Annotated in this window: 18 protein-coding genes; 9 read left to right on the top strand and 9 right to left on the bottom strand. The window is 60.6% G+C overall.

The features are described from left to right. Positions 1 to 77 precede the first annotated feature (77 nt). Entirely contained in the window at positions 78 to 746 is a 669-nt protein-coding gene (locus F6X40_RS23515) for a glyoxalase superfamily protein (protein ID WP_187629415.1), read from the bottom strand. Positions 747 to 977: 231 nt separating this feature from the next. Beyond that, positions 978 to 1,688, bottom strand: a complete 711-nt coding sequence (locus F6X40_RS23510) for a hypothetical protein (RefSeq protein ID WP_187629414.1) — start codon at positions 1,686 to 1,688, stop codon at positions 978 to 980. Between the two features lie 127 nt (positions 1,689 to 1,815). Between F6X40_RS23510 and F6X40_RS23505 the strand changes: the two genes are divergently transcribed. Together F6X40_RS23505 and F6X40_RS23500 are read left to right on the top strand one after the other, a co-directional pair. Continuing rightward, positions 1,816 to 2,451, top strand: coding sequence for a hypothetical protein (locus tag F6X40_RS23505; protein ID WP_187629413.1), 636 nt, complete (start codon positions 1,816 to 1,818; stop codon positions 2,449 to 2,451). A 90-nt stretch (positions 2,452 to 2,541) separates the two neighbouring features. Further along, positions 2,542 to 4,992, top strand: coding sequence for a DUF2339 domain-containing protein (locus tag F6X40_RS23500; RefSeq protein ID WP_187629412.1), 2,451 nt, complete (start codon positions 2,542 to 2,544; stop codon positions 4,990 to 4,992). A 115-nt stretch (positions 4,993 to 5,107) separates the two neighbouring features. On the opposite strand, the gene F6X40_RS23495 is transcribed toward F6X40_RS23500, so the two are convergent. The 5 genes from F6X40_RS23495 to F6X40_RS23475 form a co-directional block, all read right to left on the bottom strand. Continuing rightward, positions 5,108 to 5,560, bottom strand: coding sequence for a phage protein NinX family protein (locus F6X40_RS23495; protein WP_187629411.1), 453 nt, complete (start codon positions 5,558 to 5,560; stop codon positions 5,108 to 5,110). Between the two features lie 47 nt (positions 5,561 to 5,607). After that, positions 5,608 to 6,621: a sensor domain-containing diguanylate cyclase gene (locus F6X40_RS23490; RefSeq protein WP_187629410.1), complete on the bottom strand. Its 1,014-nt coding sequence runs from the start codon at positions 6,619 to 6,621 to the stop codon at positions 5,608 to 5,610. A 236-nt stretch (positions 6,622 to 6,857) separates the two neighbouring features. After that, positions 6,858 to 7,616, bottom strand: coding sequence for a hypothetical protein (locus F6X40_RS23485; RefSeq protein ID WP_187629409.1), 759 nt, complete (start codon positions 7,614 to 7,616; stop codon positions 6,858 to 6,860). A gap of 94 nt (positions 7,617 to 7,710) precedes the next feature. After that, positions 7,711 to 9,651, bottom strand: a complete 1,941-nt coding sequence (locus F6X40_RS23480; RefSeq protein WP_187629408.1) for a type II secretion system protein — start codon at positions 9,649 to 9,651, stop codon at positions 7,711 to 7,713. Positions 9,652 to 9,771: 120 nt separating this feature from the next. After that, positions 9,772 to 10,587: a hypothetical protein gene (locus F6X40_RS23475; RefSeq protein WP_187629407.1), complete on the bottom strand. Its 816-nt coding sequence runs from the start codon at positions 10,585 to 10,587 to the stop codon at positions 9,772 to 9,774. Between the two features lie 376 nt (positions 10,588 to 10,963). Between F6X40_RS23475 and F6X40_RS23470 the strand changes: the two genes are divergently transcribed. From F6X40_RS23470 to F6X40_RS23450, 5 genes are all read left to right on the top strand, one after another. Then, a complete protein-coding gene (locus tag F6X40_RS23470) occupies positions 10,964 to 11,518 on the top strand; it encodes an alpha-ketoglutarate-dependent dioxygenase AlkB (RefSeq protein WP_187629406.1) in 555 nt (184 codons plus the stop codon). 77 nt (positions 11,519 to 11,595) lie between these two features. Next, on the top strand, positions 11,596 to 11,847 hold the full coding sequence (locus F6X40_RS23465) for a hypothetical protein (RefSeq protein ID WP_187629405.1): 252 nt from the start codon (positions 11,596 to 11,598) through the stop codon (positions 11,845 to 11,847). A 107-nt stretch (positions 11,848 to 11,954) separates the two neighbouring features. Continuing rightward, on the top strand, positions 11,955 to 13,067 hold the full coding sequence (locus F6X40_RS23460) for a saccharopine dehydrogenase family protein (RefSeq protein WP_187629404.1): 1,113 nt from the start codon (positions 11,955 to 11,957) through the stop codon (positions 13,065 to 13,067). Then, on the top strand, positions 13,064 to 13,630 hold the full coding sequence (locus F6X40_RS42495) for a DUF4166 domain-containing protein (protein WP_187629403.1): 567 nt from the start codon (positions 13,064 to 13,066) through the stop codon (positions 13,628 to 13,630). The genes F6X40_RS23460 and F6X40_RS42495 overlap by 4 nt, the downstream gene beginning before the upstream one ends. Then, positions 13,608 to 13,994 carry a thiol-disulfide oxidoreductase DCC family protein gene (locus F6X40_RS23450; RefSeq protein WP_187629402.1) on the top strand — a complete coding sequence of 129 codons (387 nt, stop codon included), beginning with the start codon at positions 13,608 to 13,610 and terminating at the stop codon, positions 13,992 to 13,994. Before F6X40_RS42495 ends, F6X40_RS23450 begins: the two co-directional genes overlap by 23 nt. Before the next feature lie 72 nt (positions 13,995 to 14,066). Here F6X40_RS23450 and F6X40_RS23445 read toward each other — a convergent pair whose 3' ends face one another. Further along, complete coding sequence (locus tag F6X40_RS23445) at positions 14,067 to 14,309, bottom strand: hypothetical protein (RefSeq protein WP_187629401.1); 243 nt, start codon at positions 14,307 to 14,309, stop codon at positions 14,067 to 14,069. Between the two features lie 72 nt (positions 14,310 to 14,381). Further along, on the bottom strand, positions 14,382 to 16,466 hold the full coding sequence (locus F6X40_RS23440) for a YadA family autotransporter adhesin (RefSeq protein WP_187629400.1): 2,085 nt from the start codon (positions 16,464 to 16,466) through the stop codon (positions 14,382 to 14,384). Positions 16,467 to 16,774: 308 nt separating this feature from the next. On the opposite strand from F6X40_RS23440, the gene secB reads away from it, so the two are divergent. Continuing rightward, positions 16,775 to 17,248, top strand: coding sequence for a protein-export chaperone SecB (secB, locus tag F6X40_RS23435; RefSeq protein ID WP_187629399.1), 474 nt, complete (start codon positions 16,775 to 16,777; stop codon positions 17,246 to 17,248). Positions 17,249 to 17,572: 324 nt separating this feature from the next. Further along, positions 17,573 to 17,767, top strand: a 195-nt coding sequence (locus F6X40_RS23430; RefSeq protein WP_187629398.1) for a hypothetical protein, incomplete at its 3' end; no start/stop codon positions are given.

Genomic DNA, 17,767 nt, shown 5'->3' with positions numbered 1-17,767 from the left:
GGCTGATGGCTGATGGGCGCGGGGGCTGCACGGGGTGCTCAGAAAAAAACCACGGCTGTCAGGCCGTGGTTCATAAATCAAGACTTCTGAGCAGCAAGTAGCTCCATTGCCAAATCGTGTGCCGACTCATTCGACGATTCGAACAGTGCGGCGTGGTCGTCCTCGTCCATTTCGAATGTTTGACCGGGCAAGGCGTCGAAAACGACCGTCATTGAGTCTCCTGAAAGGTCAAGACTCGGGTCACCCTCAACGATGAACGAGCGGTCGCCGCCCGCTTTCCACTCCGCGCGAACGGACCGTCGCGTGCCGTTGCCCCCCGTGTACTGAATCGTGCACGGAAACCGTCGACGCGGATAGGCGTAGTCGGCGTGGGACTGGAGCACATCGTAGGTGATGCCTGTTGTCGCGTCATGCTCCCTCAGTGCGATATGGAGCACGTCGAACGCCTCGTCGTCCGTCAGGTCTGCCCGGACAGAAAGGACATCACCGATGGACCACGTCACAGCAATCTGCTGGTTAGGGTTGTAGTTGCGCAAGACTGCGCCGTCCACTTCCCTTTCTGGAGCAACCGTGTTCACCGTCCGCTTTCGTTTAGCCGGTGTTCCCTGCATGACATTCCAGTTTCGGAAGCCCTGCAGCTTTGCCACGACATCGAGTGCGTGCTGGTTTTGAATTTCAAGTCCGAGGGCTTGGAGTTCCTCGACCAGCAGGCGTGCTTGGGACTTTGCATCGGGAATACGCAACATGTTACTTTCCTCTGAAAATCGCGAAGGCGATTATCTGGTGGGGACCTCTCGTTGCCGACACATCGCCTTCGCTTTCGCAAAGGATGAAGTGATGGTGGTTTTGCTTCGCCAAACTTCGCCATACCCGTAAGGGCGAGAGGAGCGGGCGTTGGTGGCCTAGGTTCGTATAGCGACGATTGAGGAGCGGCGAAAAAGAAAACGCCCCGGACAGAAGCCGGGGCGTGAAACAAATCAGGCATCAAATCGATACGGTCGACCCTCCATTGGCCGGTGCGTGAGCACGACGCGATGGTCGGTCAAACTTGCGCTTATGACGAGTTCGTCACCAAGTTCCGCGCGCTTACGTAGCTTTTCCGCTCCGGTTGCAATCGGGTGGAAAAGCTCAAAAGCCGCACCGTAATTGTCCGGAAAGCGACGACGTCCGTCACGATATCCCGCGCGAATCCACGCCTTGATGGCCAAGAGATTGCTGGCATCGGTAACTGCCCCGGTCCCGTCGGATTCCTCGCCCGGGCCTGCGTTCTCCACGGCGAACTTCGAAACGAAGTGCTCCATGGCGCCTTCCAGAACGGTTTCCTCACCTGGGTCGAGAAGCGCCGAGCGGTGCTTGCGCGGCTGCAGCAGACACCCGTCGGGGCCGGCACCGGCATCGTTGTAGACTTCGTTGATGGTGCTAAGCACAGTGCTGCCGAGCGAAATCGCTTTCGGATAATGCAACGTCGACCAATAGTCGGCATACCCACTTTCGAGGCGTAGCCACCAGAACCGGCCGAGGGCCATCATTTCCTCTTCCAGCGTTCCAGAGTCCCCGTGCGCGTGCTCGAGTGCGTCGTGCGCGGCAACATAGCCGGTGCCCGGGTCAAAGCTATTTACAAAAAGCGGTTTCCATCCCTGAAATCCCTGTTCGAAGTCTTCTTCCAATACAAATTTTCGCGTGAGCATCTTGTGTCCTAGAAAAGTGGCTGTCCTAGTACGTGTAGCGCTAAAGAAGGCGGAACCGTTAAGAGACTCCCCGGGTGCGCAGCACAGCAGCGCGTGGCTACACAAGGCAACACCCTTGAGGACAACCATGCAAAGACCCACAACGCTGTACCACTATGCAGCCCGGGACCGCCGGGAAAGCATCCTGCGATTCGGGTTGAGTACTCATTTTGATAAGACCGGCTTCGGGTCGATTTTCCTAACCGACACGAGGGAGAAACAGTCGGTCCACCTGGACTGCTGGGCCGTCGATGTTTCAGGACTTACCGCGCTGGTGAACGACCACACCACCGAACCGACAGATGGAACGTGGTGGATGTATCCGGGAACCATCCGGCCTCGGCGCCTTCGGCTGAGTTCGCCAGAGGAAGACAAGACTGTGGAGATACAGGGTGGCTCGCCGGCGTCGCATTTGATGTTCGCCGCAGCAAGTGAAGAAGCGGATTACCCGTGGCGAAATGTCTGGCCGACGGCTTTTCAGGTCGAGATGTGTGGCGATGAGGCGACGTATGTCGAAATCACCGTGTTGCCCGGCGAGAAGCCAGCCTGCTACTTCGCGTGGCTTGACTTTGACCGCGACGAGTTGCAGTTCATATATCCGTCGCAAATGGAGGTCCTCATCGCTTCGCCAGACGGCTTCGAGAGCGCGGTTAGACGCGGTGAAGGAAATATCGTCCCGGTGTGGATACAGAGGTTTGATATCAAAAAAATTGATGGACTGTAGTTATTCACGGCTGCGCATCTTCGCGCAGCTTTTTTTGGAGCGCTTGTCCTTCGGCTAGGCGTGCCCATTAATCAACTTCAGGCGGCCCAGATGGTAATAACGCTGGTTATCGCGCTTGTTGGCGTACTTTTGTACGTCTCAAATCTGCGCGGTCGATTCGAAATCCTGACGCGTCTCGTGGTACAGCTTCAAGAGCGCGTTGAAGCCCTTGAGTCGGGCGCGCTGCGAGCATCCGGGGCCGTGCAAACGGCGGCGACGCGCGAAGCGGACAAGGTCGCGCCGGCAGCGACTGCCCGCCCTGCTTACATTCACGTCCCGAAAGGAGTGGCCCCTGACCACCCGGCGACCGTCCCCGATAACGTCCCCGATATCGTCCCCGATACCGACAAGGATGGTGGCGTCGCGGAGGAGGAGCGCGACTGGCTGGGTCCGGTGGCAGAACGGCTGTGGACTACCCTTCGCCGCAATGCCTTCGCGACAGTCGGCGTCGGCCTCGTTCTGCTCGGCTGTTCGTTCCTCTTTCCCATGCTTGTCTCGCATGGGTTCTTCCCTCCTTCGATGAGAATTGCGCTGGCAGCTCTTCTCGGCGCGGGGCTGACGGGCGCGGGGCTACGGCTGGTTGAGCGACGACCGGATTACGCGCAAGTGCTTCAAGGTGGCGGCGCGGCGGTCCTGTACCTCACGGTATACGCCGCGATGGCCTTTTACGAGATGGTGCCGACTCCCCTCGCATTCGGGATATTCGCTGTGCTCTCAGCTGGGGTTATAGGCCTGAGCCACCGGCAGGTCGCCAAACCGCTCGCCTTTCTGGGATTTGCGGGCGCGTACCTCGCTCCCGTTCTGACTGTACGCGGCACTGACCACCTGGGCGTTGTCCTCGCCTACGGGCTCCTCGTCAACGCGGCGAGCCTCTGGATAGGCCTTCGCCAGCGGTGGCTCGAGATGGCGGCTCAGGCTTTTGTCTGGTCCCTCCTCGTCGGCCTTGGCGTCTATACGGGCGGCTCGGCCCCGTTGCCGCTGGTGGCGCAACAGGCGTTTATCGCGGGCTACGGCCTGATGTTCGCGCTTTACCCGGTCCTGTACGACTTCGAGTCCATTGTGAGCCGTGAAGAGCAGCTGACGCTTGAGTTGATGACCGGCATCTTGACTCCGGTGGTCTTGGGCCTTGAGTATTGGGTCGGCGGTCGTCTGGGCCTGTGCGTAGCCTCGCTCCTTGCGGCTTCTTTTCACGGCTGGCGGTATTTTGGCGGCCAGAAGCCGGCGCAAGAGTTTCAGGCCATCCATGCGCTGATGGCGGTAGCGAGTCTGCTCACTGCCGTCATTGCGCCGGGGCTGGACTCAGCATTGACCGCGTTGCTAGCCGGTTCCGTCGCGGTTGCAGCATACCTGTTGCTTCCCGGGGCGTTGCGTCTGGTCGCGGCCTTGCCGGCAGCTTACGCGCTCACGGTGGGATTAGACCCGCTGACGGCCGTGGCAGCAACCGTCGCGGCCGTGACAGTTCTTACGATGGGCTGGGTTGCAGTAGCGCGCCGCCGCGTAGTGGATGCCTGGGTCTTGCACGCAGCATCGGCTGCGCTAGTGCTTGTTGCGACGATGAAGTCGCTCGAGCAGTTTGCATTCGGTACGTCCGTGGCTTACGCCTTGGCCGTCAACGGACTGGTGGCGGCTTCTGTTGGACTTTGGCACCGCCGCGAAAAGGACTGGAGCGCGCTCGTTTGCCATGGACTGGTGACCTGCGGTTTGACTGCGGCGTCGCTACTTGCCGCTCCGGTTGACCCCGTCGCCAGCCTTGTTCAGGTCGTTGCCGTTCTCGGCGTTTGGCTACTCGCAGCAGTCGTTGCCCATCGGGAAACCCTTCCTCGCACGCCAGAATTGCGGCTTGCAGTTGTCTTGTCTGGGGCGCTCGCCATCGGCGCCCTAACCTTACAGCATGTGCCAATGACGCATGACGCCTCGAACTTGACGGCGCTCGCGTGCTGGATACTTCTCGCGTTGGCCTTGGCGCTTGGACTGCCGATAGTCCGCAATTGGGTATCTGACTGCGAGGATGCGCGCTTTGTGTCTGCGACTGCACTGTACGGTCTCGCGTTTGGGTTCGTCGCCCAATGGGTTGGCGCAGTCATGTTTAACACGCGCCCGGGGTGGGTTCCCATGCAGGCGGTATGGATGTGCGTCGCACTCGTGGTGCTCGGCCGTGAGCGACCCATGTCCGAGCGGCGCGCCGTGGTAGCCGGCGGCGCGGCACTGATAGTGGCGTACCTGCTCGCAATCGGAAATGCCTATTCCGTAATCACCATCGCGTGGGCAGCAACCGGCCTTTTCGCTGTTGTCATAGGCTCACGGCTAGGTGACCGTACGCTGTGGCTCGCGGGGGCCTCCATTAGCACGGTGGTGGTGGCGAAGCTCATCCTTCTCGATATGAGTGCTGCCAGCCCGATGTGGCGCGTGCTGTCCTTTATCGGAAGCGGTCTGATTTTCGTTTTGGCCGGATACCTTGCGCCGTCGCCATCGCGCGAGCGGCCAAGCGGCCGCTTGGAGTAACTTGCCCCCGGCGCCCCCAAGCCCCGCTCGTGTTTTGGCGGGGTTTTCTTTTGTCTCAGCTCAAAAGGCCTTCAGGAACAAACGCGAGTCTCGCTCATGAGCGATGCGCACGAGCCTAGTCAGCCTGCCCCCATGCACCGGGGTCCGGCAACGCAGCAAGCGCGGCTGGTTCGTACCGCACTTCGTCATCAGACCTGGCCGGGACGTCCTCGCCGAAGTGCGTGGCAACGAAAGCCCGCATCAGCCACTTCAGATTATCGGCGTGCGTTTTAGCGGCCCACGTCGGGCCAAACCACCCGACCAGTTGGCTGACGATGGTCTTGGCGTACCGGTCAAACACGGGGCCACCGGTCGCCCAGTCCCGCGAAAAACGCAGTTCCGCGTGCTTGTCGAGCGTGTCGTAAGCTCCCGCCCAGCCAAGTTCGAAGAAGGTGACGCGTCCGTCAGCTGACCGGCAAAACCAATCTGTACTGGTTGTCGGCTGGTAGTGGAATGTGTATCCGAGCGCCTTCGCGACCCAGAAGTCGAGACGATTTCCGGAAAGGCTCTGTGTCTTGATATTCGTCATTGATGCCGCCAAAAACCGGGTTGTGAAGTTCAGTGTACCTCCGGGACTTAGACCGGCCCGGTGGGTTTGTCGGCTGCCGGACTTGCTCCGCCCTTCAATAGCTCGGCAGTCTCGACGCGCCGCCGTCCGGTCTGCTTCGCGCGATAGAGCGCCTTGTCGGCGCGGCGGAGCACCTCTTTGCGCATGTCGGCGCGCAGGACCTCGGTAACACCCGCAGAAAATGAAAGGCTCTCATCTGCGCTGCGCTCATCCAGCACAACCGCAGGGATTGTGCTAAGAATGCGTTCGATTGCCGTCTTCGCGTCGGCTGACTGGGTGTTCGGAAAAACGATGACGAACTCCTCGCCTCCCAGTCGGCCGAAGACGTCGTCAGGGCGAAGACGTGAAGCGCAATGTTGGGCGAAGTGTCGTAGCGCGCGGTCCCCTGCCTCATGGCCAAACCGGTCATTGATGGTCTTGAAGTGGTCGAGGTCCAGCAGCGCAACGCTCAGAACGGTGCCGTCGCGCTCGGCGGTAGCCATCAATGCGTCGAGTTTCAGAAGCGCGAAACGGCGGTTCGCTACTCCCGTAAGCTCGTCAACCTGGCTAAGCAGTAACGCATGGTCCCGCGCTGCTACCAGTGCTCGCTCACTGTGCTTGAGCGGCGTAATGTCCGAGCCGGTAAGGACAATCCATCCGTTGGCAAGCAACGTTTCGGAGCACCAGAACCACCTGTCGTCCACAAAGTCGACTGGAAAGGCACGTTGACGCGGACTGGTGGGATGCGCCACGCGCCGCCGCGCTTGAACCTCTGCAATAAACGCATGCGGGTCCCGCGCGTCAATACGGACGCCCTTCTTGCCTCGGGCGGAGCTAAGGATGATGCTCGAAAAAGTGGCGACCTGACCCGCCTCGATATCGAACGCCTGAAGGAAGCTGTCGCTTGCGTACCGCAGATAGTCCCGGTCGTCGTATATGCCCACGAACGAATTGCCGGCAGTCATGGCTGTCAGCAGAGCAAGCATTGCTTCGGGCATATTGTTCTGCGCATCGAGGCGGACAATTTCTGGAGGAGCGGACATAGCTGGCGGTTTTTCTTCTCTCGAGGTTCGACTCAGTATTTCACAGTGACACTGCGCTGCGACTGGCATACCCGGATTACTCGCTAACGGCGCGGCACCGAAAAGCTGAACTGAGGGCACAACGCTACTCACGGTTCCCTGGTTCCTCGCTATCGTCCGGGCACTGAGTTCGTGCCCGTTCCGCCTTCCTAACGATGTTAGCCGATTCGCGGTGCCGCGCGACGCCGCGCTTCCCCTTATTGTCGTGTCGCCGCTGCGATGCTTGCGGGGTCGCCCATGTGATGGTACGAGCCGGTGTGCGTAACCCGCATGCCCGCGTACGCCCAAACCTGACCACCGATAGCTCGCCAGCGGCGACAGAACGTCAGGTCCTCCGAGAAGTGCTGCTTGTCGACGATTGAAGTCTCGAAGAGCGCGTGATAGCTCGAAATGCCCGGCAAAAGCCGAGAGATTGCCCCAGTTACCGAAACCTCGGTTTCGGGATGGGCGGCAATGAGCGCGAGGATGGTCTCTCTCGCAATCAGCATGATGCCCGTGCCGATGGCCTCGACCTCGAAGGGCGCGTCAAGTGGAATAGCTGAGTCTGGCTTGAACTGGACCGTGCCCGAGTATTTCCCCGCAAGAAGCGGGTAGCTGTCAGGCGCGATGTCCGGCCGGCTGCGCGCGACGCTGGCGACGCGGTGCCAGTCCATTTCCTTTCCGGGGCACAGCGCGGCGATGAGCGGCTTCTCAGCTTCGAGCATTGCGAAGATGCCTTCGGGTGCAAAGCCCATGTCGGAATCAACAAAGAGCAGATGGCTCGCGCCCGACTGGAGGAAAGACGCCAATGAGACATTACGCGCGACCGTCACGAGACTCACGCTATTGACCCAGGAATACTGGAAAGGGACATTGCGCTCAAAGCAGGCCTGCTGCAAGGAGAGGACGCTCTGTGCGTAGGTGCTGTGGCATTGCCAGTCCAGCATCGGGGTAGCGAGGTATAGGCTTTTTTTCATAGTGTAAATTGTGAAGGGCGCCGCCTGTTTTGTAAAGCCGCCATGAAAAAGAGAAGCGACCCAGGAGGCCGCTTCTCTTTGAGGCGCAAACTAATCAGTTTGCTTCGAGGGCGTTTATCGTCACGAAAGCCCCGCGCCTACCGCCGCCGCGTAGCTGGACGAAAGCAGACCCGTCAATCATCGGGATGGTAATGCTGGAGTCGGAATCCATGCCTGAGCCGCCATCGTTACCACTGGTGATGTTGAACCCCGAGACTCGCGTCCAACCCCGCATCAGCCCTCCCCCTGCATTAAACCATTGGACTTCGAGGTATGCGGGTGACGAGCCAAAGGATTGCGAATACGAATCCCCAAAGATTTTGGTGACCGTTCGGTTTGTGTACCAGCGCGGGTCAAAGGTCGTAACGGGTCCGCAATAATCGCACGAGCGGAGGTCCGCCGCCCACCCCATCGAAACAATGGACGGCGCCAGCGACATCGCCGTCCAGACTCCGCTCACGCAGTCCAGGATGCGTCCGTTGCCGTCCTGAGCAATAACTCCCCAAGGCCCGCAGCTGCCGCCCACTCCCGCGACTCCCGTCGGTTGAAGCGTGTTCGCCGACATATTCCCGTCTACCCGGGCACTGCCCCATGAGTAAAGCCAACCGGTATTGACCTGTCCTGACTGCATGTTGTTGCTGATGTAGGCATTACCGCTCCACGTGCTACCGGCGATAGTTGCGTTTCCATTGTCCGTGATATCCCCGGTATTCAGCGGTGCTGCCGAGCCGTCAAAGTGCTGCACGAAAAGGCCGCCATTCTGGCGTACGGCAGAGTTTGTGCCGTCGCCATAGTAGGCGCTGCTTCCGACACGCAGGTTGTTCCCGCCGGGTACCTGAACGCTGTTGGCCGTGATGTTCCCGCCGACCCATTGATTTCCCGTGACGGACTGGGTGCCAGAGACCCACTGGCTGCCGCCGACGGTCTGGTTGCCCGTGACCGATTGTGTCCCGTTGACCGTGTGACTTCCCCAAATCACCGTGTTTCCGGCCGTGAGCGAACCATTGACCTGCGCGTTACCGGTGACGGTCTGGCTCCCATTGACCGTTTGCGCCCCGTTGACCGTGTGGCTTCCCCAAATCGTCGTGTTTCCGGCAGTGAGCGAACCATTGACCTGCTGGTTCCCACTGACAGTCTGGCTGCCACCGACGGTCTGGTTACCTCCGACAGTCTGGGTGCCTGTGACCGTCGATGGGCCATTCACCGTCGAAGGCCCATTGATTGTCGCGCTGCCAGCGGTCAACGCACCGGTGACCGTTGCGGCGCCTGCCGTTACAGTGCCGGAAAAGGAGCCGTTTGTCGCATTGGCGAGGGCGTTGTTGCCCATGTTGAGGTTGGCCGTCATCGCATTCGTGCCGTCGCGACGCAAAAAGATATTGCTCGACGCACCCGCGACGGCATTGTTCTGCATCGCGAGAATCCCCGCCTTGCCTGCGACCGGGTTCACGAGGTTCCATGTGCCACCGGACCCTGAAATCTGGTTCGGGTTGGCCGCCGTGCTGTAGCCGCCGTTTCCGCCCAGTCGATTGACGGCTTCGCCAAGCGCTGCGCCGTCAATATTGCCGGGCTTCGAGAGGTCCGGAATCGGACCATTGATGTAGACGACGCTGCCGACGTTGCAGGTCGCGGGCGTGCACGCAGCCGGCCATTTCTGGAGGGCAACCTGGTACTGTAGCCCGTTGCCGTAGAGAGTGACGTTCTGAAAGTTAGGGTTCAGGTAGCCACCCGCCTGCAGCTCCGCGAGCGTCGGCGCAAGCGGGTTCGAAAAGCCTGGAACGGAGGGGGCCGCCTGTTGAAGGGTCGCGTAGTTCGCGTTGACGTAAGCGGTTGCCGCGCTGCTCAGTTCGTTAAGTCGGTCGGCCTGCGCGTCCGCAACCTGCGAGCGCGCGTTTTCCGCAAGCGCCCAGAGTCCGCCCATGGCAAGCATGGCGGAAATGGCGGCGGCCATGCCGACCTCGACGAGGGTGAAGCCGGCCTGTTTGAATTTCAAGCGCATTTTTATTTTCTCCGAAGCGTTTTCTTGTGTAGCGAAAAGCTTCTTCGGTTTATTGCGACATGGCGGAGCAGCCCGCTCCAGCGTGTATGTCGAGCCCCACCGCGTCAACGGCGCCACGGCCTATAACGAACGCGCGACGGGAGGGGGCAGTAGGCGCTCATCTTCGACGCCCCCTATCTCGAGGAATCGACTGCGATGCGTTGCGCGCACGGCAGCCGCGCTGGCAGCTGCGACCTCCACAAGTTTTTCGTGCGCCTTGGTCCATGACTGGCTCCTGAACGCCGAGGAGACGCGCGTCGTGATGTTCACAGGGGTTTCGACTTCGCCAGCGAGCGGCGCAAGGCTATGCGCGAGGTGACTTAGCCCCTCCTGGATGGCGAAGCCCGCGTAAGTGACCATCGCATTGGCAGCGCCCTTCACGCGAAACCGCTTTCGTGTGTAGATGTCGGTCAGCTCGACGTTAAGCCGAACGGTCAGCGCCTTAGTGCTTCCCTGAAGGTCGGCCTCAAAAGCTGGCGCGATGCAAAGTCCGAACCCAATGTAGCCGGCCGCCTCTCCTGCCTCATTGCTTGCAACCAGGCAGTAGTCGGCTCGCTTCGCGGTTTTCTTTAGCCCGCGTGGGAAGTCAGCAAAGCGTGGACTTCCACAATCGGCATAGAGCGCCACGCTGGAAACGGCCTCTGCCTTCTCGAAACCAGCGAAGGGGCGGTTGTACCGGATTGCGGACTCTTTGGCGAATACCTCGCTCAGACGCGCGACATCGCGGCCGGCGTACGCCGCCTCCGTGACGGAATAGTAGTTGACCTGGCGCCCCGCCTCGAACCGGCCAGGGACGATGTCACGTTGATAGAGCGGCGGGAGATGACTCAGGCGATGCGATGCAAGCGCGGAAAGCAACGGCTCGACGCACTGCGGCGCCGTGGTACTGGACGACATGGATGACTGCTTTGATTCGAAAGAGCGGGATTTTACAATAAATTCGGGATTTGTAAAGGCGTGTCGGCCTCAATCGGGCGATTCTGAAATCGAAAAGGATGCACGTCGATTGCGCGCCGGGGCGACGACGGTCTTTTGGGCAAAAATTTTGATTGTGCAGTCTAAAATTCGATGCATACACAGTCCGCGCCGCAGCGGACCTAGAACCTGTAAACCTAGAACTTAAGGTTCTATGTAAACGACTATCTATGTCCAGGGTCCTGAACTTGCCGCTGAGGCGCCATCAAAATAATTCGTCGGCGCGCCTGGTGTTTTTTCCTTGCAAAGGTTGTAACATCTGCAGACCACAAAAATGCCAATGCAGGCCCGAACTGCCATGACCACACCGATTTCGTACTACGCCGATTTTGTAAAGCACCCGGCTGCTGCGTTCCGCGCTCTCTGGGACGAGCTGGCGTGGGAGCGACGCGGCAACACGCCCCGGCGTGAGTACTACGCGAACGATGTGCCGACTCCGTACGTGTACGGTCGCGGCGTCGGACAGCGCGAATATCTGCCGCAGCCGTGGCATCCGGTCATGCTCGACATCCAGCGCGACCTGGAAGAGCTGGCCGAAGTGCGCTTCGAGGTCTGTTTCCTGAATGGTTACGAGAACCAGAAGGACCAGCTCGGATGGCACGCGGACGACGGCCCTACGATGGACCCGAAGCGCCCTATCGCGATTGTCAGCCTGGGAGCTGAGCGCCAGATATGGTTCCGGCCGGCGGGCAGTCGCTACGAGGCCGACAAAATGAAGCTGATGCTGGCCTCCGGCAGCCTTTGTCTGATGCATCCCGGGATGCAGCAGACGCATGAGCATCGCATTCCAAAGGCGGACTACGACTGCGGGGAGCGCATCAGCCTGACCTTTCGGGGCTACTCGCCGGTGTAAGGGGAGCTACGGCCGCCGCGAGGCTTCGCCCGTGTTGCCGCGTGTCTACACTGGCTTTACCCCTGAGGACATTTGAAATGACGCAAGAAGGCACGAGCATGCGCGAAATCATCGCTGCGGACGTTGTATACGCTAGCGACGTTGACATCGAGGTCGACAGCGCGATGAGCACGGTATCCATAGGCGGTGCCGACGGTATCTTTTTGCAAGGACATGAGGCAGACGACTTTGTCGAGCGCGCCCGCGCGCTTTACGAGGAGCTCGGCGATGTGACGATGCCGGAGGTTTACGCCCACCTGGCAAAGCCGTACATCGACTGCCTCGACTAACCAGTCACAAAAGCTCATTCGCCCCTCGGCGCCTTTACGGGCTTCGAGGGGTTCTTGTTTCTGTGCGCGGGTGGACCAAATCTCCCCGGTTCTCGCCTACACTGAGCATGGCAACCCAAAATCTCAAGGTTCTCCTCATTGGGGGCTACGGCTTCTTCGGCCGGCGCCTGACTACGCTGCTGCTGCGGAACCCGCACGTTTCGCTGGTCCTCGCAGGCCGGCGCGTGCCGCCCGCGCCCGACAACGATGGCGCACTGCCCCGCGTGAGCTCCATGCGGCTCGACGTCTCGTCAGAGTCGTTCGCCTCCGAGCTCGCATGCATCGGTGCCGACGTCGTCGTGCACCTGGCCGGCCCTTTCCAGGCGCAGGACTACCGGGTCGCGCAGGCGTGTATCGCAGCGAAGTGCCATTACCTCGACCTTGCCGACGGCCGCGATTTTGTTGACGGCATCTCGCAGCTCGACGCGAAAGCGAAGGACGCCGGAGTGATGGTTCTGAGCGGCGTGAGCACGCTACCCGCGCTCTCCGGTGCCGCCATCGACCAGCTTGGGCGCACATTCTCTGATGTGTCGAGCATCGATATGGGTATTAGTCCCGGCAACAAGACCGACCGGGGACGAGCGACTGTTGCGGCCGTTCTCGGTTACTGCGGCGAACCCATTCAGGTTTGGCGTCATGGAGGGTGGACGCATGAGTTTGGATGGTGCGCGCAAGCCGCGCACGACTATCCCGCGCCTGTTGGTCGGCGTTGGTTGTCACTCTGCGACGTTCCCGACCTCGTGATTCAGCCCGCACGGCACCGGTCCGTTCGGTCGGTTACTTTTCGTGCGGGCCAGGAGTTGCCCGTGCTGCACTTTGGACTTGCGGCGCTCAGTTGGCTACGGCGTTGGCGGTTGCTGCCAAATCTGAGCCGCTTCGCGCCGGCGCTGCACTGGGCGAGCGAGTTGCTCCTGCCGTTTGGGTCCGACGCCGGTGCCATGCATGTTGAGCTCGCCGGAACCGACCAGGACGGGCAAGCCGGGCGCCGCCGGTGGACGATAGTGGCCGAGCGAAATGATGGCCCCTTCATCCCGACGCTTGCCGCCGCAATCGTACGCAAGCTCACCGAGGGGCAGCTTGATATTCGCGGTGCCAAACCGTGCTGCGGAGTGCTGCAGCTGGAGGATTTTCGGCGCGAGTGGGCGGGCCTGGCGGTTCGCGACCATGAGGAGGCCCTTTGAACCGCGCGTCGTTGTACCAGCGCTGTCTAGGGGCGGCGTTCGAGACTTTGCCGTCCGAGGTGCAGGCATTCCACGCTCTCCGGGGCTGCCACTGCCTTTCCGGTCAGGTGTCCATTCGCGGCGCCGAATCCCGTATCGGGACGCTTCTTGCGAAAGTGATGGGCTTCCCTGGTGCGGCGCCGGCGCAGCCCTTCGCGTTTCTACTCTCGGCCCAAAGCGATGCCGAGACGTGGACGCGCCTTTTCCCTACCCGGCGGATGACCTCACGTCTCTCGCAGCGCTCGGGTTTTCTGAGCGAAAGGCTGGGTCCCGTCACGCTGTGGTTTACGCTCGAGGGCGGCCCGAAGGGACTCGTCATGCACCTGAAGCGCATCAGCTGTCTGGGAGTATCGGTTCCGGCCTTCGCGATGCCTCGTGTTCGGGCTGTGGAGAGCGGTAGCGAGGGCCGCTTCCGCTTCGATATCGAGGCGCACTGGCCGCGCAGCCAGCTTATCGTGTCATATTCGGGGTGGCTCGCGCTGCCGCGCGGGGAGAACGACGGTGGTAGTCGTATTCGATGCTGAGTGCTTGCTGTGCAGCGGGTGGGTCCAGTTTCTGTTGAAACGCGACCGGCGGCGCGTATTCCAATTTGCGTCCATCCAGTCGGCGGCCGGCGCCGAGTGCCTCGCGCGTGCGGGCCTGCGGGTCGATTGCCTTGAGACGTTGCTGCTCATCGACGGCGAGAAAACGTTCCAGCAGACCGCCGCCATATTCCGTGTCTTACACGAGCTGGGGTGGCCGTGGCGGCTCTTCTGGATGGGCTGGTTGGTTCCCGGTCCCTTGAGGAACTCCCTGTACCGCTTCGCGGCACGTCACCGATACCGCATCTTCGGGCGCCGCGACACATGCTTTTTGCCGCAACCGGAGCATCAGGGAAGATTTCTCTGAAAGCTTGAACCGGACGGCGATGCCTCTCTGACTGAAGGTGCCCGCCGCCGCTGATGCAGCCTTGCCGGACGGCTATCGTGTCGTCGCTTCTCTGACAAGCAAAATGCTCGGCCCAAAATGCGCCTTCGCCCAGGCCATCTGGAAAACCCGGGAGCGCTCGTCACAGTGACTCAACGCTTCGTGCATCTGCACTCTGCAAAGCTCTGGATACACCCAGAACTGCAATTTGTTGAAGGTGGCAATAGGTTTGCCCCCTCGAACTTCCATAAGGGGCTTGCCAACAAGGTGCCGGAAAATGTTGGAGATAACGCTCATTCACAATCTCGCAAGAAAACGATAAGCGCGGGACTCTACGCGACCTCACGTAAAGTCCCGCGCGATGCCGATTTACCAGCCGTAATTCACGCCGGCGGCGACAGCGGTCGTCGAACCCGAATTCGGCGAATACGACACGCCGATTTTGATGTTCAGGTTTTGCGTGACGCGCTGGCCGTAGGCAATCGCCACACCCTGCGAGTGGCCGTAGACCGCCCCGCCGATACCCATCACGTGGTCCTTGTCAACCATCGGCACGATGGAGGACAGGGCCATCGCCTGTGCCACACCGGCTTCGTACTGACCAACGGTTGCAGCGTCGTCCGACGCACGGCCGGCGCTCATTTGCGTGATGCGACGGTTGCCCACGGCGACCGTGTTCGCCTGGTTGTTAATGGTGCCGTGGCCAAGCGCAACCGAGTTGTCCGCGTTCGCTTGCGAATCCGAGCCGATGGCGACGGCGTTGGGCGACGACACTACTGCGTTCGCGCCGATAACCACCGCGCCGTCCGCCTTCGCGTTCGCGTTCGTGCCGATTGCCGTATCGTTCGTCTTGGCTTGCGCGCCTGCACCGATAGCAGTACCGCCCGAGCCGGATGCGACTGCCTTCGCACCGTATGCCGAGCTGTTGTCCACGGCGTTCGTGATGTCTGTTTGATAGCCGGTGCCCACGTTCGTACCATTCCCCGCCAGGCCGGTACCCTGCCCTGCGCCCGTGAGGTGGAGCTGGCCGTTGACCGTCAGGTCTCCGTTGACCGTCGCGTTACCCGTGACGTGCAGCGAATCGGTCGTCGTTCCGTTTGTCACTTTGAGACCGCCGCCGACGTCGGCCGAACCCGGCGCAGCGATGCTGCCACCCGACATCGTAGCCTTCCCGTCAGTCACGGTTGCGCCTTGAATAACGCCCGTGGACGTGACGCCGGTCGCGCCAGTGATACTCGCGCCGGAAACGACACCGCCTTGAATTGTGAGGCCCGTAGCGACGCCACCGTTGATAGCCGCACCGTTGACCGTTGAGTGGGTCATGGTCACGCCGTCGACAACACCGCCCTGAATGGTCCCGGTGTTAGCGGTTGTACCTGCCAACGTGACGCCCGTGGCGGTCCCGCCGTTGATAGCCGCACCGTTGACCGTTGAGTGGGTCATGGTCACGCCGTCGACAACACCGCCCTGAATGGTGCCGGTGTTAGCGGTTGTACCTGCCAACGTGATGCCCGTGGCGGTCCCCCCGTTGATAGCCGCACCATTGACCGTTGAGTTGGTCATGGTCACGCCGTCGACAACACCGCCTTGAATGGTCCCGGTATTGGTCGTTACGCCCGAAAGCGTCGCGCCGTTGATACCGGCGCCGTTGATGTTGCCACCGGTGAACGTCGAGTTCGTGATTGCCACGGAATCAGCGGTGCCGCCCTGAGTTGTCGAGTTCGTCAGAGTGGCTGCATTGATACCGCCGCCACTGATGACGCCCATATTCGAGATGGTGCCCGTCAGCAGGCCGGAATCGACACGGGTGTTGGTAATCTGTGCCCCGCTAATCTGGCCGCCCTGGAGTTGGGCGTTCTGGTACGTACCGCCGATGAGCGTGCCCAGGTTGCTGTTCGTGCCGCTCAGGGTCGTCGACTGAATCGTGCTGTTCGACATCGTGCCACCAGTGAAGGTGCTCGACTGAATCAGCACGCTGTTCGCCTGGCCACCCTGGATAACCCCGAAATTCGAAGTCGTGCCCCACAGCGAGGAGTTGTTGACGGCCGCGCCACCAATATTGCCGCCTTGAATCGAGCCGGAGGAGTTGTCCAGCACACCAGCATTGTGGTTGGTGCCGGTCAGCGTGGTGCCCGAGACCGTAGTGCCGACAATCTGACCGCCCAAAATCGCACCACCGCTGGTCTGGTCGATGACTCCTGTGTTCGCATTGACGCCCGATAGCGTATTGCCGGTCATGCCGCTGTTGGTTACCGTGCCGACGTCGAAACTGCTGTTAGTGATGGCTTCGTTGCTGACAGGTGTCGGGGCCGTCTGTGCGATTGCTGCATTCATATAAAGTGCCGCACTCGACACCGACAACAGGGCGATAGCGAGGCGCGCGGCCGGCCGCAGAGCCGAACGGGGAGTGGACTGGGCGCGTTGGTTGCGTGCTGCGGGGATACGGGTGTTCATAACTCTCCAAACGGGGAAGGATTGGCGGGGTGCAACATTTTGTTAAATGAAAAGAATCGTGTGTCGGCGACAGCAGCCGAAGAGGTCCGTCCAACAAGGCAAAGAGGGATTCTATAGATGTTTGTTAAATTGACAATAGGCTTTCGTAAAGTGTGTAGCAAAATAGACATCCCTTACTGTGCTTTGCAGCTTGACAGGCAGCCGGGTCCATTGAGACCATTATGTAAAGCGTGTCGCCCAGAATGTTTTGAAAAGCCTGGCTAAAACGTATCGCTGCACTCACTTCCTCCCTCAGAACGAGCTTTTCCATGTCCGACGTGACCCTTCCCGAAAATCAGCCCTTCTTCAACCTCGCCCGTGCGTTTCTGAAGGGTGCCTCGCTGGAGATGCCCAACGCGCCGACGATGTTTCTCGACGAAAGCCCTGCGAACCTCGAGTTCAACCTGCAGCCGGCGAACAAGAAGCTGGACAAAGACCTGTACGAGGTCGCCTTGCGCTGCACGCTGACGGCAAAGCGCGGAGAAAAAGTCGTCTACCTGCTCGAAGTAGAAACGGCAGGCGTCTTCGAGATTCGCAACATCCCGGATAACGAGAAGACGGGTCTGCTGGAAGTGCACTGCAACGCGATTCTGGCGACATATCTGCGCACGCATATCTCCGACTTCCAGACGCGCGCAACGCTGCCGGTCTTCCTGATTCCAGAAATCAATTTCGCGGCGATGTATCAGCAGAAGCTCGAGCAGCTGGCTGCCGCGCCGGCTGGCAGCTCGCTCATCAACTAGGCGGTCTCTCCGTCGGTAACCGCCACACTGCCTCATTGAAAACGGCCTGCCTGACAAAAGGTTTGGCCGTTTCCTCCTTAGCGCGAGGGTGCTGACTGCGCCCTACTCGCGCTGTCTCGCCCGTCGGAGTGTCAAGGGCGCTTAGTTACCGCGAGGCGTGTGCGTCACGCGCTCCAGGAGGACGACGTAGCTCCGAACATCATCCAGCGAACGAGACGCTGCCATTGGGGATGAACAAGTGGGAAGGGCCATGGAACTTGTCTTGGGGTTGCGAGCGGCCTAGACTCCAGAAGCAGGGGTCCTCTTTCGCAAAGGGAGTGTGCCATGGAACACGATGTGGAAGCGCTCATGAATTCTCGTCCCCAGGCATTCGGACTGGTTGTGCGGGCGCACGACGGGCGGCTTTTCTTCATTACGGACGAGCAGGCCGAGAAGGCGCAAATCCGGGAGACTGGCTTATATGTTGCGTACCTCGCGACGCAGCGCCGCACGCTCGCATCCAGTTCCCCGCCGTCGACC

It is taken from the genome of Paraburkholderia sp. UCT31 (assembly GCF_014397655.1).
Taxonomy (GTDB): domain Bacteria; phylum Pseudomonadota; class Gammaproteobacteria; order Burkholderiales; family Burkholderiaceae; genus Paraburkholderia; species Paraburkholderia tuberum.
This window is presented reverse-complemented; position numbering and strand designations above follow the sequence as displayed.

What these genes read in the sequence shown, in the direction of transcription:
- F6X40_RS23515 (WP_187629415.1), bottom strand. Translation starts at nt 746, where the DNA reads ATGTTGCGTATTCCCGATGCAAAGTCCCAAGCACGCCTGCTGGTCGAG.
- F6X40_RS23510 (WP_187629414.1), bottom strand. Translation starts at nt 1,688, where the DNA reads ATGCTCACGCGAAAATTTGTATTGGAAGAAGACTTCGAACAGGGATTT.
- F6X40_RS23505 (WP_187629413.1), top strand. Translation starts at nt 1,816, where the DNA reads ATGCAAAGACCCACAACGCTGTACCACTATGCAGCCCGGGACCGCCGG.
- F6X40_RS23500 (WP_187629412.1), top strand. Translation starts at nt 2,542, where the DNA reads ATGGTAATAACGCTGGTTATCGCGCTTGTTGGCGTACTTTTGTACGTC.
- F6X40_RS23495 (WP_187629411.1), bottom strand. Translation starts at nt 5,560, where the DNA reads ATGACGAATATCAAGACACAGAGCCTTTCCGGAAATCGTCTCGACTTC.
- F6X40_RS23490 (WP_187629410.1), bottom strand. Translation starts at nt 6,621, where the DNA reads ATGTCCGCTCCTCCAGAAATTGTCCGCCTCGATGCGCAGAACAATATG.
- F6X40_RS23485 (WP_187629409.1), bottom strand. Translation starts at nt 7,616, where the DNA reads ATGAAAAAAAGCCTATACCTCGCTACCCCGATGCTGGACTGGCAATGC.
- F6X40_RS23480 (WP_187629408.1), bottom strand. Translation starts at nt 9,651, where the DNA reads ATGCGCTTGAAATTCAAACAGGCCGGCTTCACCCTCGTCGAGGTCGGC.
- F6X40_RS23475 (WP_187629407.1), bottom strand. Translation starts at nt 10,587, where the DNA reads ATGTCGTCCAGTACCACGGCGCCGCAGTGCGTCGAGCCGTTGCTTTCC.
- F6X40_RS23470 (WP_187629406.1), top strand. Translation starts at nt 10,964, where the DNA reads ATGACCACACCGATTTCGTACTACGCCGATTTTGTAAAGCACCCGGCT.
- F6X40_RS23465 (WP_187629405.1), top strand. Translation starts at nt 11,596, where the DNA reads ATGACGCAAGAAGGCACGAGCATGCGCGAAATCATCGCTGCGGACGTT.
- F6X40_RS23460 (WP_187629404.1), top strand. Translation starts at nt 11,955, where the DNA reads ATGGCAACCCAAAATCTCAAGGTTCTCCTCATTGGGGGCTACGGCTTC.
- F6X40_RS23445 (WP_187629401.1), bottom strand. Translation starts at nt 14,309, where the DNA reads ATGAGCGTTATCTCCAACATTTTCCGGCACCTTGTTGGCAAGCCCCTT.
- F6X40_RS23440 (WP_187629400.1), bottom strand. Translation starts at nt 16,466, where the DNA reads ATGAACACCCGTATCCCCGCAGCACGCAACCAACGCGCCCAGTCCACT.
- secB (WP_187629399.1), top strand. Translation starts at nt 16,775, where the DNA reads ATGTCCGACGTGACCCTTCCCGAAAATCAGCCCTTCTTCAACCTCGCC.